A 16,551-nucleotide genomic window follows, 5' to 3' on the forward strand; every position below is an offset into this window, starting at 1 on the left:
GGCCCCGTCCGTTTCGGCCCCGGCAGGCCCGGTGCGGGGCTACAATCGGGGGCTGAGCCGTACCCCTTTTCCCTGCCTGCTGGAGTACCCGATGTTCCCGCGTGACGTCCGCATCGAATCCTACGATCCCGAACTGGCCAAGGCCATCGCCGCTGAAACCCAGCGCCAGGAAGACCACGTCGAGCTGATCGCCAGCGAGAACTACACCAGCCCGGCGGTGATGGAAGCGCAGGGCAGCCAGCTGACCAACAAGTACGCCGAAGGCTACCCGGGCAAGCGCTACTACGGTGGCTGCGAATACGTGGACATCGCCGAGCAGCTGGCGATCGACCGCTTGAAGCAGCTGTTCGGCGCCGACTACGCCAACGTGCAGCCGCACAGCGGCTCGCAGGCCAACCAGGCCGTGTACTTCGCCCTGCTGCAGCCGGGTGACACCATCCTCGGCATGAGCCTGGCCCACGGCGGCCACCTCACCCACGGTGCCAAGGTCAACGCCTCGGGCAAGCTGTTCAACGCCGTGCAGTATGGTGTGAACGACCAGGGCCTGATCGATTACGACGAAGTCGAGCGCCTGGCCCTGGAGCACAAGCCGAAGATGGTCGTGGCCGGCTTCTCGGCCTACTCGCAGGTGATCGACTGGGCGCGCTTCCGCGCCATCGCCGACAAGGTCGGTGCCTACCTGTTCGTCGACATGGCCCACGTCGCCGGCCTGGTCGCCGCTGGCGTCTACCCGAGCCCGCTGGAACACGCGCACGTGGTCACTTCCACCACCCACAAGACCCTGCGCGGCCCGCGCGGCGGCATCATCGTCGCCAAGGGCGCCGACGAAGACCTGGTCAAGAAGCTGCAGTCGATCGTGTTCCCGGGCATCCAGGGCGGTCCGCTGATGCACGTCATCGCCGGCAAGGCCGTGGCCTTCAAGGAAGCGCTGGAACCGGGCTTCAAGGCCTACCAGCAGCAGGTGGTGAAGAACGCCCAGGCGATGGCCAACACGCTGATCGCGCGCGGCTACAAGATCGTCTCCGGCGGCACCCAGAACCACCTGATGCTGGTCGACATGATCGGCAAGGACGTGTCCGGCAAGGACGCGGAAGCCGCGCTGGGCAAGGCCCACATCACCGTCAACAAGAACTCGGTGCCGAACGACCCGCGTTCGCCGTTCGTGACCTCGGGCCTGCGCCTGGGCACCCCGGCGGTGACCACCCGTGGTTACGTCGAACAGGACTGCGTGGACCTGGCCAACTGGATCGCCGACGTGCTCGACGCACCGAACGATGACGCCGTCATCGCCCGCGTGCGTGATGCCGTCAGCGCGCAGTGCCGCAAGTACCCGGTCTACGGCTGATCGCAGCAGGGGGCAGAGCCCTTTCCTGACGGAAAGGGATCCGACCCCGAAGCCCGGATCGAAGCAGGGGTCGGATCCCTTCCCGCAGGGAAGGGCTCTGACCCCGGTATCGGAGCAACCGCGCATGGATGAGCGCCACCTCAAGTACCTCTACACCGCGCTGGCGGTGCTGTTCGGCCTGCCCAGCCTGGCGATGGGCGGCGCGGCGGCGACGATGCTGCTGCTGATGGGGCTGGGCCAGTTCGGCCATGGCACCCTGGCCTCGGTGACGGTGATGCCGCTGTGGGGCCTGGCCGGCATTGCCGGCTGCCTGGCCTGGTTGTGGCTCAGCGCGGGTTTTCTGCTGCAGGGGCGTGCCGGGCTGCACGTGCACCGCCTCTGGTGGTGGATGCTGCTGGCGGGCGGTCTCGCCGCCTTGCCGCCGCTGGGTCTGGCGCTGTGGTGGGGCATCGCCGTGCACGGCGAAGGCATCGGCTTGTTGCTGTTGGGCCCATCGATGCTGGTGCCGGCTGCGATGCTGGTGTGGATCAAACGCCGCGCATGATGCGGCCCAGGGAAGGAAACCGAACGCATGGATGAGCGTCTGCACAAACGCTGGATGGCCATTGCCGGCCTGTTGGTGGGCCTGCCCACGGTGGCCGCCGGAGGCACGGGTGCCGTGCTGGGTCTGATGGTCGTATGGGATGGCAAGTACCTGACGGGCGACGAGCACAGGATCCTGCTGTTGTGGTCGTCGGCCGGGATCATCGGCCTGCTGTCGTGGTTGTGGCTGAGCGGCCTGTTCCTGTGGCGCGGTGTTACCGGCCTGCGCCAATCGCCGGTTGTCGCCTGGATAGGCCTGGCGCTGGGAAGCCTGGCCGCGCTGGGCGTGGTCGCCGCCACGCTGTACTTCACCTTCAAGCGCGGGGAGATCTCGACCCTGGCCTTCCTCGGGTTCGGCCCGCCGCTGCTGGTGATGGCAGGGCATCTGGCGTGGCTGCGTTGGGCGCGCGCGGCCTCGGCGCCGCCGGCACCCGGTTGAACGCGCAGCGCTGACCGCGCTGGAGGCTCTGTTCGGCCGAAATGCAGGCACTTCCGCGCAGACAGCATTTGCTGCGGGGCCCTTTCTCAGGTACCTTTGCGACGCTGCCATGACCGTGGCAATAGGTACTTTCCTGAGCCAGGCGTTCCATGCACTGCCCCTTCTGCCAACATGCCGATACCCGGGTCATCGACTCGCGCGTCTCCGAAGACGGCGCGACGATCCGTCGTCGGCGTGAATGCGAAGCCTGTGGCGAGCGCTTCAGCACCATGGAAACGGTGGAGTTGAAACTGCCTGCCATCGTCAAGAGCGATGGCACCCGCGAGGCATTCGACCAGCGCAAGGTCCGCGCCGGCTTCGACCGCGCGCTGCAGAAGCGTGCGGTGGCCGAAGACAAGATCGAGGCGGCGGTACGCGCCGTGGTCCACCAGCTGCGCATCAGCGGCGAGCGCGAAGTGCCCTCGATCAAGGTCGGCGAGTTCGTCATGAACGAACTGCGCAAGCTTGACCATGTCGGCTACGTGCGCTTCGCGTCGGTCTACCGCAGCTTCGAGGACGTCGCCGATTTCCGCGAGGAGATCGAGAAGCTGGAGCGCGACCTGCCGTCCAGTACCGAACAGCTGCAGCTGCTGGGCGACGTGATCGCCCTGACCAAGAAGAAGAAGGGCTGAAGCTCTGGTAGGTGCCAACCTTGGTTGGCACAGATATCTGCTCCGGTGGGTGCCAACCTTGGTTGGCACAGTGGCGCCCATCCACGCATGGCGTGGATCTACACCGCCACCAACGGCGCTACCATGGCCGCATGACCGCCCCGTTCTCCGTTCTCGACCACCTGCACATCGCCAACGCACTGCGTCTGGCCGAGCGTGCCGCCTACACCACCCGCCCCAACCCGATGGTCGGCTGCGTGATCGCCCACGGCGAACGCGTGGTCGGGCAGGGCTGGCACCAGCGTGCCGGTGGACCGCACGCCGAAGTGTTCGCGCTGCGCGAGGCCGGAAGCGAGGCGCGCGGTGCCACCGCCTACGTCACCCTGGAACCGTGCGCGCACTACGGGCGCACACCGCCGTGTGCGCTGGCCTTGATCGAAGCGGGTGTGTCGCGCGTCGTTGCCGCGATGCGCGATCCGTTCCCGAAGGTCGATGGGGGTGGCTTCGATCTGCTGCGCAATGCCGGCATCGAAGTCGCTGAAGGGCTGATGGCGACGCAGGCACGTGAGCTCAACAAGGGCTTCCTGTCGCGTGTGGAGCGCAACCGGCCGTGGCTGCGGGTGAAGCTGGCGGCCAGCCTCGACGGTCGCACCGCGATGGCCGATGGTAGCTCCAAGTGGATCACCGGCCCGGCCGCGCGCGAAGACGTGCAGCACTGGCGCGCGCGCGCAGGTGCGATCCTGACCGGTGCCGATACCGTGCTGGCCGACGACCCGATGCTGACCGTGCGCCTGGCCGATACCGAGGTGATGCCGCCACTGCGCGTAGTGCTGGATTCGCGCCTGCGCTCACTGGAGTGCAGCCGTGTGCGCGAGGGTGGGGCACCGACGCTGTACCTGCACGATGCTGCAGTGAGTGCACCGGATGCGGCCGACGCAGAATTTGCCAGCGTGCCCAGTGTTGACGGCCGTCTCGATCTTGGCGCGGTGCTGGCACTGCTGGCCGAGCGCGGCATCAACGAAGTGCATACCGAAGCCGGCGCGACGCTGGCCGGTACCTTGCTGCGCGGCGGCTGGGTGGACGAACTGCTGCTGTATCAGGCGCCCACGCTGCTGGGCGACAACGGCCGCCCGCTGCTGGCCGGCCTCGGCATCGATGCCATGGACCAGCAGCGTCGCCTGCGTGTGGTGGACCAGCGCCAGGTTGGTGAGGACATCAGGCTGCTGCTGCGCCCGTGAGGGAATGACGCGGAACAGGGGCGACGCCCTAGTCGTCAGGCATCTTCGTCGTCTTCTTCGCCGACTGGGCACTGGCCTTTCCACTGCTGCTTCCACAGCGCATGCAGGTTGCGGCAGTACGCGCCCAGTGCCTCGCCCGGCAGTTTCTTCGCCTTCAATCGCAGCTGGTGACGGGTAAAGCCGTCGTCGTACTCATGGGGCAACACCAACACGGCACACTGATCGTGATACATCAGGAATGCGTGGCAGTCGTCGTCTTCGCTCATCCACGCATCCAGCTGCCTGTCGCTCAGCAGGGTTGACTCGAAGGCAACCGCTGGGATGACCGAGAAGGTCGTAATCCTGGACTTGGGAGCTTTGGCTTGCCCGCACGCCACAAGCGCCAGCAGCGCCATCAGCATGACCGTGGTCGACGTCGTGCGGTGTTTCATGCGGTTGCCCCGATGGAAGAGGGCAACAGCATTGACCATGCGGGCCGCACAGGGCCATGCAACGGTTCTGAAAGTGCGTGCAGGTGGCCACAGCCTACCGGCACTCAGGGGTCCAAAGTGCCTGCATTCTTGGGCGGAAGGCCACGCATTGCTGTAGCAGCTCCGCCTCGGGAATCTGCTGTCGTTGCTTGCTCAGGGTACTGGCCAGTTCACTCACTCCCTTGAGTTCCTGCGGCGCAATGCGCGCCATGCAGCGACGATGCCGCTGCACAAGATCGTCGCACTCCATGATGCCGGTCATCTGCGCAAGGGCGTCATAGGTACCGGTGCGATACAGGCCCCGCGGATGCGCGATGAGCGCTTCGATCAGGGCTTCATAGACGTCAGTTTCGACGCGGGCGTGTGAGAAATCATCGTTCGGATGTTTCGATTCTTCGCTGTGCCAATCGGGCTCCTGAGTGGTCGATACCACGCGCGTGGTGCCACCGATCTCGTGGAAGGGGCCGTCGCGCAACGTCGCGATGTAGGCTCCCCAGAAGCGCTGCTCGCTTTGCTCACCGCCATCGAAGACCGTGGCCTCGGACAGATACCGAAGACGCTCGACATCGCCCACGCGGCAGGTAAAGTGCACGTCGGCAACCTGCATGCCTCCGGTCAGGCTGTACCATTCCTCGCTTCGGTGCGGCTGGCACCGGGTGTTGGCCAGAACCTGCAGCGCCCAGGCAAGATGCGGTAAATCCACGCCATCGATCGGATCGGCATGACGCTCGATGTTTCTCGTCCAGGTCGCCAGCAACACCGCCATTGGCGGAGCATCGACGGGCACATCGGTTGCACCCGTTTGGCCGGCCATGCGCTGCTGGACAAGCATCCGCAGTGCGAGGTCGTTGCGTTCCTGTATTGCCTGAAGATGGTGGGAAACGACGTCTTCCGGTGTCCTGGCGCGGGCAGTTACCGAAGGCAGGTGCATACCCAAGGCCAGCAGGTAGAAAAGAAGACGGTGCATGGTGATTCCATCCAGACGGGGCGGAGAGAATGCTCCCCGCCCCGTGGCCTGTCCATGCAACTAGTCCGAACGTGCGGTCTGGGTTCCGCCGGACATCGCTGATTCCGTAGCGTTCAGTTCCTACGTTCTCACGCGCACTCGTCGGTCCACATCATCTCCGCGATCGGGCGCAGTGCCTTGCACTCCTGCGTCATCTCATCGGCCGATTGCACCTGGGCCTTGGCCTTCAGTTCCTCGGCCATGGCGTCCACGCCGCTGATCTGGTCCGGTGCGATCTTCGCCACGCAGGCGCGATGCTGCTGCAGCAGCAGGTCGCAGCCCGGTACGCCGGTCACCTTCGGCGCGTTGGCCGCCTGCGCGTCCTGCATCCAGTCTTCGAACGGTGCCAGCGCGCCGGCCACGGTGCCCACCAGGTCATCGAAGTTGCCGCTGTACCAGTAGCCGTTGTCCTTGGCCGGGTACAGGGTGAAGGTGCCGCTGACCGGCGCGCGCGCGCCACTCTGCAGCGCCTGGGTATAGGCATCGGTGAACTGCTTGCGCGAGGCCGGGCTGGCATCGGCGGCCAGGCTGGCGGCGAACAGCGGGCGAACCTTGCCGAGGTCGGGCACCTGGCAGCTGAAGCTGATGCGCGCCAGCTTCTGGTCTTCAACGTATTCGTTGTCTTCGATCACGCTCTTGGTCGCGCGGCACTTCGAATCACGCAGCGCCTTGGCATACAGCGCTTCGGTGGTCGCAGCGTCGACCTTGGCGCCGGTGCTGGCCAGCACGGTCTGCCAGGGTTCGGCCAATGCCTTGGCCAGCGCACCCGGGTTCGGGGTCACAGCGTCCTGGCCTTCGAATGCCGGCTTCAGTGCGTCGTTGAGCGTGCGCGTGGCGGCCGCGTCGTCTTCCAGCAGCACGCGTGCGTACAGATCGAAAGCCTGCTCGGGCGTCAGTTGGGCTGGTGCAGCGCTGGCGAACAGCGGTGCGCACAGCAGGGCACTGCCCAGAAGGGTACGGAGGGGGGTCTTCATGACGTGGGTTCCTGTTCCAGAGGCGGGCAAGCCTAGCGCACTTTGCGTGCAGTCAGTACGCATCCATCCGGGCTTGGCAGAAGCGAATGGAGTCCGCTCATTCTTAAGGGGATCGCCGGAAATGCCAGGCACCCCTACTGCCGCCGTCTCACTCAAGCAGCGACGTGTCGGTGACATCCAGCAGCCCCGCATTGGCCATGCGCAGTTCCACCTGATGCGCGCGCTTGATGTGGTCGGGATTGTGCAGGTCGAACGGTTCGTCCACGGCCACGATGATCGCACCTCTGCCTTTCACCACTTCCATCTTGGCCGCCTCCGGAATGAACCTGTGCGGCACCAGCACAGGGACGAAGCCCATCCAGCCCAGCCAACGGCGGTGAGGGAACAGCCTGTGGTTGAGGTAGTAGGTCTGGTAGCCCTTGCCTTCAGGCTTCGGTCCAACGGCATCCGTTGAGACGAATTCGACGTCGACTGTTTGAGCTATCGCGGCAATGCACCTGCGGACGATGACGGACGCCTCGGATTCACCGAATGCTTCGATCGGTGCATCGATTTCCATCGTCAACTGGCCAAACCAAGGCCAGTAATTGATCGAGGTGCATCCTGTCGCCTTCCATTCCCTATGCGTCCTCGCTGTGGTCAGGTTTGCGCCTGCGCCCGCAGCAGAGGGAGCTGTGGGGTACTCATCACCGTCCTGCCGTGCGTTGAACGCAAGCATCTCGATGAACCTTGTTCTGTCGGTGAATGGGATCGGGCCCTTCCCGCGCGAGTGCTCCACCCAGCCATTGAACAGCGCACTCACCTCCAGTAGCGCTTGAAGTAGCGGCTCCAGATCGCGATAGACGGTAGAGGCATCAACGATTCTCTCAGGGATAGTGCAGTGGATCTTGCATCTGTACATGATCGTCATGGCGTATGCCTGAGATGAATGGAGTGGCTGGCAAGAATTTGCTGGGCTGCCATGAAGCACTCGACTTCAAGGAAGTGCCATTCGAGCTTTGCGGGTCTGCCCAGCGCTGCAACGTGGCACAGGTGTGCTTTGAACCGCTTCGCCCAGCTGTCTAGGATCGACGGACGCCTGCCGCCAAGTGCAGCCCAAGGGTGGAGATTTCCAATTGCGGAGAAAAACTGCTTGTAGTGCCCCTTCGCTTCCACCACCGTGCATCGGCTCCGCCAGAAGCCATCAAAGCGGATGCCGCCGTGGTTCCACTCGGTAACGGTGATCTCGTTTTTGCCCTTGCCGGTCGTCAGTCTCAGGCGAGCGCGGTCCAGTCCGGTGCCGCCATAGGTGTAGGCGAACACTTCCGGGCCCGCCAGGTGATTGGCAATGCGCAGCTGGTAGTCGAAGTTGCGGTACTGTTTGAACGGAATCGTGTAGTTGGCGGGCACCAGGAAGCCCCGCGCCAGCCTGCAGGCATTGCAGTCGTTCTGGTTACTGGTCTGCGCGCAGTCTGTTTCGCTGGCTTCCACGCGCGGTTCAACCTTGGAATCGGCGCCGACGCCTGCGGCTTCCTTGATGCCGCGCCAGATCTGGCCAAGCGTAGGGCCACCGGCCGTGTCTCCCGGGATTCCGCCAGGCGCGTGCCCGGGAACATCCTGTGTAGGGTCCCAGCCACCCGGAATCGTCACCGGTGGCAGCGGTAGAGGTAGTGGAATGGCACCCATGGTCAGCTCCTTTCAGTCGGACAGAAAGCGCGAGGCGAGCAGTGCCAGCAGATCGGCGGCCGTTGCGTTGGCGTGGGTGGTTCGCCGGAACCACGCCACGGTCAGCGCGTGATCGCGCAGTCCAGGTGCCCAGGCCACGTCGGCCTTCACCCAGCGCACTATCGTGGGCAGATGGGTGATGTGCAGTGAGGTCACTGCATGGCGGTAGCTTGTACGCACTGCCTGCAGGAGCGCTGCATCGTTCAGATGCGCGGTTTCGCCGGGAAATCCGCTACGTGTCTCGTCAGCGAGCGGGCTGCAGAATGTAGCCGCGTCGGGCAGACGGAGCATCGCGTACTGCTCAGTGCTCAATGTCAGCATCGTCTACCTCCTGCTGCTCCAGTTCGCTGCGGGTCAGCCCCCATGTCTGACCGCCCACGGTGATCTGCCACAAGTTGATCGGCCCGGAGAGCTGCCGCAGTTGTTGCATCGTCAGTACGTCGCGGTAGCGCAGCCATGCGCGTGGATCGTAGTAGCGCATCAGCGCGAGTGATCCATCGGGAAGGGCGATGTCGAGCTGTGCATGCAGATGGAGGAACACCTCCTCGAACGGTACGTCCGAGAGCAGACAGGTGGTTCCCGCAGGCTGGTGGCCGAGCTGCCGCAACCAATGATGCATGGGCTGTTCAATGGCACCCCGCGGCAGTTCGAGCAGATACGGTGACGCGTGCAGGAGGTTTCCTTCGGGTTGTCCTGCGAACAGTGAGCGATGCATCAGTGCGCTGTGCGTCGCATGGTGATGCAGCGCTGCTTCGCGATCTTCATCCGGCGCACAGTCCAGCAGCGCATAGGCGTAGTGGCCGATCATGCGCGCGCCAGCAGTGGGGCAGCACTGGCGGCCGCAGCCCGCAAGCATTCCAGGCAGACCGGGGGTCTGGAAGCAGATGCCTGGGCAGGCTCCCTCTGGGGATGTTCATCATCGGCAGTGGCATCGGTGACAAACACCAATCGCTGCTGGGTCGAGATCAGCTGGCAGCCACAGGCGAGGTGGTGCCCGTGCAGTGCAACGGGATGTCCGTCGATGAGCAGGGTAGGTTCACCCTGCACGATCAGAAAGATGCCCTGGTGCAGTGGGCAGCTCGCCCGGTCGCCTTCGCGTGCGACCGCTTTGCCCTCGATATCGGTATACGGCGATCCTGTGATGACGCGCCCGTTGCTGTGGGTTGTGTCGCCTACGACGATCCAATGTCTTTTCATGACGCGATGCGGGTTACCTTGCCTGGGCCGAACATGCCGGGCCATGCGGGCATCAGACAAGGTCATCGATTCGCCGTGATGTCGCATACGGTTTGCGTGGGTGGCCTCAACGGTGCTGCCAACGTCGCTAACCCGCCGGGATCATTGACGTCTTTCGCAAATGCCCGTCGTGGCGGACCGGATTGCCTTTCGTACTCGTCCTAGAGCCACCCGGCGCAGTGAGCGTGCCGGGTTGCAGAAAACGACACGTACTCCGCCACAGTGCAGCGCGCTGCTGTAGGGACAAAAAAAACGGGCCCCTTGCGGGGCCCGTTCGATCGCACGACGAGGAGCGATCGTTGGATCAGAAGCTGGCGCGGACGCCGGCCGAGTACTGGGTGACGTCGCGGTAGCCGGAGATCTCGCCCACCAGGCCCCAGGTCCGGGTGAAGTTGATCTGGCCGCCGACGGTGCCCACCCAGGTGCCCTTGAAGTGGTTGCCGCCATCCATGTAGCCGGCCTTGGCCCAGGCTTCGGTCATGGCCGACGGCTTGCCGCGGATGCCCATGGTGACGCGGCCCAGATTGGTGTGATCCTTCTGGCTGAAACGCAGGCCGTCGAAACGGACGGTGGCTTCGGCGTTCTGGCGCACCCACGCGGCATCGGCGGTGAAGTCCAGGCGGTCGGTCCACGGCATGTGGTAGCCGATGCCGAGCTCCGGCTGGTTCAGTTCCAGCTTCAGCGAATCATTGCCGTAGTGATTGGTCTTGCTGGTGCGCGACCAGCCACCGAACACATAGACCTGTTCGGCGATGGCCACCGAGCCACGCAGGTAGCCGCCGTCGACCTTGGGGTCGTCCAGTGCGTTGTCGTCAACCTTGACCTGCGTCCAGCCGCCTTCAACGTAGGTGTAGCTCAGGGCTTCAGCCGAAGCCGTGAACGGGGCGGCGGCCAGCAGGGCGGCCACGATCAGGATCTTGCGCATGGGAATTCCTGTGAATTTCAGTCCTTTGGCGGGCCTGCCCAGCGGGCTGCCCGTGGCGACCTCATGTCGTCCAGCGCAGGATTTTAATGAAAGTTTTACAAATTACGAGCGACGGCCGTCACAGGTTGGGGCAGGCCAGGGTTGGGGGTCGGATCCGTTTCCCATCGGGAAACGGCTCTGACCCCTGCGCTGCTGTGCCACCGGTCCATGGGGTCAGAGCCCTTTCCTGCGGAAAGGGATCCGACCCCGGTCACCCACCCCGTTCAGCCCGGGCTGGTACACTAACCACGCCGGTTCGCCGGTACACAAACGTCTTCAGGGCGGGGTGCAATTCCCCACCGGCGGTAGGTGCGCAAGCACGAGCCCGCGAGCGCCCCGGCCCATGGCCGGGGGTCAGCAGATCCGGTCCAATGCCGGAGCCGACGGTCATAGTCCGGATGAAAGAAGACGGTGCCACAGGGCTCATGCCCTGCGTGCGCCTGTTTGCCTTGCGGCGTTTTTCGCTCACTTTTCGCGGAGAACGTTTCTTGTTTACTGGAATCATCGAAGGCGTCGGCCGTCTGGCCGCACGCGAATCCATCGGCGGCGATGTCCGCTTCACCTTCAATGTCGGGAATCTGCCGTTCGACAACGTGCAGATGGGCGAGAGCATTGCCATCAACGGCGTCTGCCTCACCGTCATCGCATTCGACGCCAGCAGCTTCCAGGCCGATGCCTCCACCGAGACCCTGGGCCTGACCACGCTGGGCCAGCTGGACGAGGGCGCGGTCATCAACCTGGAGCGCGCCATGCGCCCGACCGACCGCCTCGGCGGCCATCTGGTCAGCGGCCACGTCGACGGCCTCGGCCAGGTGCTGTCCATCCACGAAGACGCGCGTGCCCAGCGCTGGCGTTTCGCCGCGCCGGCCTCGCTGCGCCGCTACATCGCCAAGAAGGGCTCGATCTGCGTGGACGGCGTCAGCCTCACCGTCAACGAAGTGGACGACGAAGGCTTCGAAGTCGCCCTGATCCCGCACACGGTGGCCAACACCGCCTTCTCCGCCTCGGGCGTGGGCAGTGCGGTCAATCTTGAAATCGACCTGGTCGCCCGTTACGTCGAACGCCTGCTGGGCGAAGGAGCACGCGCATGAATTTCGCCCCCATTCCGGAAATCCTGGAAGACATCCGCCTGGGTCGCATGGTCGTTATCGTCGATGACGAGGACCGCGAGAACGAAGGCGACCTGATCATGGCCGCCGAGCTGGTCAAGGCCAGCGACATCAACTTCATGGTCACCCATGGCCGTGGCCTGGTGTGCCTGCCGCTGACCCGCACCCGCGCCGCCGATCTCGGCCTGGCGCCGATGGTGCAGGCCAATACCGCGCAGTTCCAGACCAATTTCACGGTCAGCATCGAGGCCGCCGAGGGCGTCACCACCGGCATCTCGGCGCATGACCGCGCCCATACCATCCGCACCGCGGTGAAGCCCAACGCCAAGCCGTCGGACCTGCACCAGCCGGGCCACATCTTCCCGCTGATCGCCCAGCCGGGCGGCGTGCTGACCCGCGCCGGCCACACCGAGGCGGCCGTGGACATGGCCATGCTGGCCGGGCTGGAACCGGCCGGCGTGCTTGTGGAGATCCTGAACCCGGATGGCAGCATGGCGCGCCGCCCGGAGCTGGAAGTGTTCGCCCGCGAGCACGGCCTGAAGATGGGCTCCATCGCCGACCTGATCGCCTACCGCCTGGCCACCGAAAAGACCGTCGAGCGCGTGGACGAGCGCGAGATCGACACCGAATTCGGCCCGTTCAAGCTGGTCACTTACCGCGATCGCATCGCCCACGACCTGCACTTCGCGCTGGTCCGTGGCACCCCGGACGCGGAAACGCCGACCCTGGTCCGCGTGCAGGTGGAAAACCCGCTGGCCGACCTGCTGCACTGGCGCCGTGACGACTTCGGCGTGGCCGCCACCGATGCCCTGCGTGCCATCGATGCCGAAGGCGCGGGCGTAATGGTGGTGCTGTCGGCCCCGCGCGATGGCGAAGCCCTGCTGGCCCGCCTGCGCCAGCAGCCGGCGCCGGTGGTGCCGGGCAAGGACAAGGACGTGGGCCAGTGGCGCCGCAACGGTGCCGGTGCGCAGATCCTGTCCGACCTGGGCCTGGGCAAGCTGCGCGTGCTGGGCACCCCGCGCCGCCAGATCGGCCTGGCCGGGTACGGCCTGGAAGTGGTGGAGACGGTGACCCTGTAATGGGTAGTGCCGGCCGCTGGCCGGCAACCGCATCCCCGGGATTGCCGGCCGGCGGCCGGCACTACCACACCTCCGCCAACGGTGGGTGCCGACCATGGGTCGGCACGCCCCCGGCCGCCGCCGATCACGGCCGGGGCCCATCCACGCTAGAATTACCCCCTTATCGAGTCCCCCAAGCCGCATATGAGCCACTTCGAAGGCGATCTTCGCACTCCCGAATCGGCGCGCTTCGCCATCCTGGCCAGCCGCTGGAACGCCCGCATCACCGACACGCTGGTCGCTGGTGCCCGCCAGAGCCTGGCTGGCAACGGCATCACCGAAGCCAACATCGACGTGATCCGCGTGCCGGGTGCCTGGGAACTGCCGCTGGTGGCCGCGCGCCTGGCCGCCGCCCATGAACACGCCGCCATCCTCACCCTGGGCTGTGTGATCCGTGGCGATACCCGCCACTATGAACACGTGGCCGACCGCTGTGCCGAGGGCCTGATGCGCGTGCAGCTGGACTTCGGCGTGCCGGTGCTGAACGGCGTGCTGGCGGTGGAACGCGTTGAAGACGCCGAGGCCCGCGCAGGCGGCAGCCACGGCAACAAGGGCGAGGAAGTCGCACTCGCCGCATTGGAAATGGTCAATCTTCTGGAGCAGCTGCCATGAACAAGAACACCCAGGGCAAGCCCTCCGGTAAACCCGTCCGCCGCGATGGCGTCGATCCGGTGCTGCGCTCGCGCGCCCGCCGTCGTGCCGTGCAGGCCATCTACGCCTGGCAGATCTCCGGCGGCAACGCCCAGTCGCTGATCGCTCAGTTCGCCCACGAGCAGGCCCGCGAAATCGCCGACCTGGCGTACTTCGAAGCACTGCTGCACGGCGTGCTCGACAACCGCCGCGACATCGACGAAGCGCTCGGCCCGTACCTGGACCGTGGCATCGAGGAAGTGGACGCGATCGAACGCGCGGTGCTGCGCCTGGCCGCCTACGAGCTGCGCTACCGCCTGGACGTGCCGTACCGTGTGGTGATCAACGAAGCCATCGAATCGGCCAAGCGCTTCGGTTCCGAGCACGGCCATACCTACGTCAACGGCGTGCTGGATCGTGCCGCCGTGGAATGGCGCAAGGTCGAATCGGGTCACTGACCCACCTGTGGTAGTGCCGGCCGCTGGCCGGCAGCTGCAGGGATCCTGAGGTTGCCGGCCAGCGGCCGGCACTACCGCCCACCGCGCCCTGCGCGGCACGTACAACAGCGGGAGCGCCCCATGTCCCTGGCCGAATTCGCCCTCATTGACCGCATCCGCGCCCGCACCCTCGAGCGCGACGACATCCTGCTTGGCATCGGCGACGACGCTGCGCTGCTGCAGCCGCGTGCCAATGAGCAACTGGTGGTCACCGCCGACACGCTCAACAGCGGCGTGCACTTCCCGGTGGAAACCCCGGCCTTCGACATCGGCTGGAAGACCCTGGCGGTCAACCTGTCGGACCTGGCTGCGATGGGCGCGCGCCCGGCGTGGTGCACGTTGGCGTTGTCGCTGCCGGAAGCCACTGAAGACTGGATCGATGCCTTCGCCGATGGCTTCTTCGCCCTGGCCGACCAGCACGACATCGCGCTGATCGGTGGCGACACCACGCGTGGCCCGCTGTCGCTGTCGGTCACAGCGATGGGCCAGGTTGGGCGTGGGCAGGCCCTGCGTCGCGACCGCGCGCAGGTGGGCGATGATATCTGGGTGAGCGGCACGCTCGGCGATGCCGCCGGTGCGCTGCGCCTGTGGCAACAAGCTGCGCTGAGCATCGCCACCGCCACGCTGCTGGCCGACTACGAAAGCCTGCGCCTGCGTCTGCTGCGGCCGACGCCGCGTGTGACCCTGGGCCTGCGCCTGCGTGCGTTCGCGCACGCGGCAGTGGATGTATCCGATGGCCTGCTGGCCGATCTGGGTCACATCGCCACGCGCAGCAACGTGGCCGCGCATGTGGATGCCGATTCGCTTCCGATCTCGCACGCGCTGCGTGAACTGCTCGGCCGCGATGGCGCGCGCGACTGCGCACTGCGCGGTGGTGACGACTACGAGCTGTGCTTCACCGCCGCCGCCGACCAGCGCGATGCGCTGCACTACCTGGCCGAATCGCTGGACGTGCCGCTCACCCGAATCGGCCGCATCGCCGAAGGGCGGGGCGTACACGTGGATGGCGAAGCCGCCGACGGCGGTTACCAGCACTTCGCGTAGCCGCAGCGGTACTGCTCTGGTGGGTGCCAACCTTGGTTGGCACGAGTGTGTCGACCAAGGTCGACACCTACCAAAGCGGGGGTGCATCGGTATTGCCCTGGCAGATGCCAACCTTGGTTGGCACGAGTGTGTCGACCAAGGTCGACACCTACCGAAGCAGGGGCGCATCGGTACTGCCCTGGTGGGTGCCAACCTTGGTTGGCACGAGTGTGTCGACCAAGGTCGACACCTACCGAAGCGGGGGCGCATCGGTATTGCCCTGGCAGATGCCAACCTTGGTTGGCACGAGTGTGTCGACCAAGGTCGACACCTACCGAAGCAGGGGCGCATCGGTACTGCCCTGGTGGGTGCCAACCTTGGTTGGCACGAGTGTGTCGACCAAGGTCGACACCTACCGAAGCGGGGGCGCATCGGTATTGCCCTGGCAGATGCCAACCTTGGTTGGCACGAGTGTGTCGACCAAGGTCGACACCTACCGAAGCAGGGGCGCATCGGTACTGCCCTGGTGGGTGCCAACCTTGGTTGGCACGAGTGTGTCGACCAAGGTCGACACCTACCGAAGCAGGGGCGCATCGGCATTGCTTTGGTGGGTGCCAACCTTGGTTGGCACGAGTGTGTCGACCAAGGTCGACACCTACCAAAGCGGGGGCGCATCGGTATTGTTCTGGTAGGTGCCAACCTTGGTTGGCACGAATGTATCGACCAAGGTCGGCACCTACCAAAGCAGGGGCGCATCGGCATTGCCCTGGTGGGTGCCAACCTTGGTTGGCACGAGTGTGTCGACCAAGGTCGACACCTACCGAGGTGGAGGTGCACCGGCATCGCCCGGCGCTACGCCGCGTGCAACTGCACATCCACATACTCGGCCAGGCCACGACAGGCCAGCAGCAATCCCTCGCGCACGTCGTCACCCACCTGCTGGTCATCAGCGCCATCCACGCGCACGCGTTCGGTCGCGTGCAGCAGTTCCAGCAGCACGGTCAGCCCGGCATTGGCGCGGTTGGCACGCGCCATGGCCATGCGGTGTCCCGATGTACGGTCCTTCTCTGGCCAGGGCTGGCCGTCGGCGGCCTCGACCTGGCGGATGCGCTGCAGGCATGCCAACAGTGCGGTGCTGGAGGGCGCACCGCTGCCGTGCGCAGCGCTGAGTGTGGTTTCCAGTGCGCGGGCGATGGCTTCGGGCAGATCGTTGGCAGCCTCGCCGAGAGTGGCGAACAGGTACGGGTAGTGTGTGGCAGTCATGGCGGCTTCCTTGTGCTGGCGACGAAGAAGCCACCCCGCTTAACAGCGAGGGTGGCGGACGGTGCGTGGTTGCAATACCGGTGGAATATCTGCAAGACGCCGGCGGGCACGAGGCCCCCACGTACCGCCCGCCATAGGTGCGCGGGCAGAATGCCTGCCGGCGCCACCCACAGGGGATGAGCGACGCCGGCAGACAAGCGTAACCAACAGATACTCCAAACGGGATTGCAAGCCCGTGCCACCCGTTGTCGGTGGCGCTACATGATTTGCATGAAGCGCCAATGCTGCCAATGAGAATTGTTG

The 16,551-nt window shown here is 65.5% G+C and carries 20 protein-coding genes and 1 riboswitch; of the genes, 10 read left to right on the forward strand and 10 right to left on the reverse strand.

The window, feature by feature from the left end; all coding sequences use genetic code 11:
- The first annotated feature begins 91 nt into the window (after positions 1-91).
- The 5 genes from glyA (at position 92) to ribD (ending at position 4,254) form a co-directional block, all read left to right on the forward strand.
- Positions 92-1,345: a serine hydroxymethyltransferase gene (gene glyA / locus D5301_RS16275; protein ID WP_010481990.1), complete on the forward strand. Its 1,254-nt coding sequence runs from the start codon at positions 92-94 to the stop codon at positions 1,343-1,345.
- A gap of 124 nt (positions 1,346-1,469) precedes the next feature.
- Positions 1,470-1,889, forward strand: a complete 420-nt coding sequence (locus tag D5301_RS16280; protein WP_153856276.1) for a hypothetical protein — start codon at positions 1,470-1,472, stop codon at positions 1,887-1,889.
- Positions 1,890-1,916: 27 nt separating this feature from the next.
- On the forward strand, positions 1,917-2,366 hold the full coding sequence (locus D5301_RS16285; protein WP_153856277.1) for a hypothetical protein: 450 nt from the start codon (positions 1,917-1,919) through the stop codon (positions 2,364-2,366).
- A gap of 149 nt (positions 2,367-2,515) precedes the next feature.
- A complete protein-coding gene (nrdR, locus tag D5301_RS16290; protein WP_004143350.1) occupies positions 2,516-3,037 on the forward strand; it encodes a transcriptional regulator NrdR in 522 nt (173 codons plus the stop codon).
- A 131-nt stretch (positions 3,038-3,168) separates the two neighbouring features.
- Positions 3,169-4,254 (forward strand): bifunctional diaminohydroxyphosphoribosylaminopyrimidine deaminase/5-amino-6-(5-phosphoribosylamino)uracil reductase RibD, encoded by a 1,086-nt coding sequence (gene ribD / locus D5301_RS16295; protein WP_153856278.1) that lies wholly within the window; start codon positions 3,169-3,171, stop codon positions 4,252-4,254.
- Between the two features lie 35 nt (positions 4,255-4,289).
- Here the strand turns inward: ribD and D5301_RS16300 are convergent, their stop codons facing one another.
- From D5301_RS16300 to D5301_RS16340, 9 genes are all read right to left on the reverse strand, one after another.
- Entirely contained in the window at positions 4,290-4,724 is a 435-nt protein-coding gene (locus tag D5301_RS16300; RefSeq protein ID WP_228756432.1) for a hypothetical protein, read from the reverse strand.
- Between the two features lie 55 nt (positions 4,725-4,779).
- A complete protein-coding gene (locus D5301_RS16305; RefSeq protein WP_110711028.1) occupies positions 4,780-5,691 on the reverse strand; it encodes a hypothetical protein in 912 nt (303 codons plus the stop codon).
- Positions 5,692-5,819: 128 nt separating this feature from the next.
- Positions 5,820-6,704, reverse strand: a complete 885-nt coding sequence (locus D5301_RS16310; protein ID WP_153856279.1) for a hypothetical protein — start codon at positions 6,702-6,704, stop codon at positions 5,820-5,822.
- 148 nt (positions 6,705-6,852) lie between these two features.
- Positions 6,853-7,614 (reverse strand): Imm52 family immunity protein, encoded by a 762-nt coding sequence (locus tag D5301_RS16315; protein ID WP_153856280.1) that lies wholly within the window; start codon positions 7,612-7,614, stop codon positions 6,853-6,855.
- Entirely contained in the window at positions 7,611-8,369 is a 759-nt protein-coding gene (locus tag D5301_RS16320; protein ID WP_153856281.1) for a Tox-REase-5 domain-containing protein, read from the reverse strand. The genes D5301_RS16315 and D5301_RS16320 overlap by 4 nt, the downstream gene beginning before the upstream one ends.
- A 12-nt stretch (positions 8,370-8,381) precedes the next feature.
- Positions 8,382-8,729: a hypothetical protein gene (locus D5301_RS16325; protein WP_153856282.1), complete on the reverse strand. Its 348-nt coding sequence runs from the start codon at positions 8,727-8,729 to the stop codon at positions 8,382-8,384.
- On the reverse strand, positions 8,710-9,216 hold the full coding sequence (locus tag D5301_RS16330) for a DUF4123 domain-containing protein (protein ID WP_153856283.1): 507 nt from the start codon (positions 9,214-9,216) through the stop codon (positions 8,710-8,712). Before D5301_RS16330 ends, D5301_RS16325 begins: the two co-directional genes overlap by 20 nt.
- Entirely contained in the window at positions 9,213-9,692 is a 480-nt protein-coding gene (locus D5301_RS16335; protein WP_324187339.1) for a PAAR domain-containing protein, read from the reverse strand. Before D5301_RS16335 ends, D5301_RS16330 begins: the two co-directional genes overlap by 4 nt.
- 256 nt (positions 9,693-9,948) lie before the next feature.
- Positions 9,949-10,569 (reverse strand): hypothetical protein, encoded by a 621-nt coding sequence (locus D5301_RS16340; RefSeq protein ID WP_110711034.1) that lies wholly within the window; start codon positions 10,567-10,569, stop codon positions 9,949-9,951.
- Between the two features lie 307 nt (positions 10,570-10,876).
- A riboswitch (FMN riboswitch) is annotated at positions 10,877-11,022 on the forward strand.
- Between the two features lie 74 nt (positions 11,023-11,096).
- Here D5301_RS16340 and D5301_RS16345 point away from each other — a divergent pair.
- From D5301_RS16345 to thiL, 5 genes are all read left to right on the forward strand, one after another.
- Complete coding sequence (locus D5301_RS16345; RefSeq protein ID WP_040008930.1) at positions 11,097-11,699, forward strand: riboflavin synthase; 603 nt, start codon at positions 11,097-11,099, stop codon at positions 11,697-11,699.
- A complete protein-coding gene (gene ribB, locus D5301_RS16350; RefSeq protein ID WP_110711035.1) occupies positions 11,696-12,796 on the forward strand; it encodes a 3,4-dihydroxy-2-butanone-4-phosphate synthase in 1,101 nt (366 codons plus the stop codon). The genes D5301_RS16345 and ribB overlap by 4 nt, the downstream gene beginning before the upstream one ends.
- 183 nt (positions 12,797-12,979) lie before the next feature.
- Complete coding sequence (gene ribH / locus D5301_RS16355; RefSeq protein ID WP_005408061.1) at positions 12,980-13,447, forward strand: 6,7-dimethyl-8-ribityllumazine synthase; 468 nt, start codon at positions 12,980-12,982, stop codon at positions 13,445-13,447.
- Positions 13,444-13,923 (forward strand): transcription antitermination factor NusB, encoded by a 480-nt coding sequence (nusB, locus tag D5301_RS16360; RefSeq protein ID WP_005408062.1) that lies wholly within the window; start codon positions 13,444-13,446, stop codon positions 13,921-13,923. The genes ribH and nusB overlap by 4 nt, the downstream gene beginning before the upstream one ends.
- A gap of 120 nt (positions 13,924-14,043) precedes the next feature.
- On the forward strand, positions 14,044-15,006 hold the full coding sequence (thiL, locus tag D5301_RS16365) for a thiamine-phosphate kinase (protein WP_153856284.1): 963 nt from the start codon (positions 14,044-14,046) through the stop codon (positions 15,004-15,006).
- 831 nt (positions 15,007-15,837) lie between these two features.
- On the opposite strand, the gene D5301_RS16370 is transcribed toward thiL, so the two are convergent.
- Complete coding sequence (locus D5301_RS16370; RefSeq protein ID WP_153856285.1) at positions 15,838-16,248, reverse strand: hypothetical protein; 411 nt, start codon at positions 16,246-16,248, stop codon at positions 15,838-15,840.
- Positions 16,249-16,551 lie beyond the last annotated feature (303 nt).

The organism is Stenotrophomonas sp. MH181796, from assembly GCF_009659995.1.
In the GTDB taxonomy this organism is placed as follows: Bacteria; Pseudomonadota; Gammaproteobacteria; order Xanthomonadales; family Xanthomonadaceae; genus Stenotrophomonas; species Stenotrophomonas riyadhensis.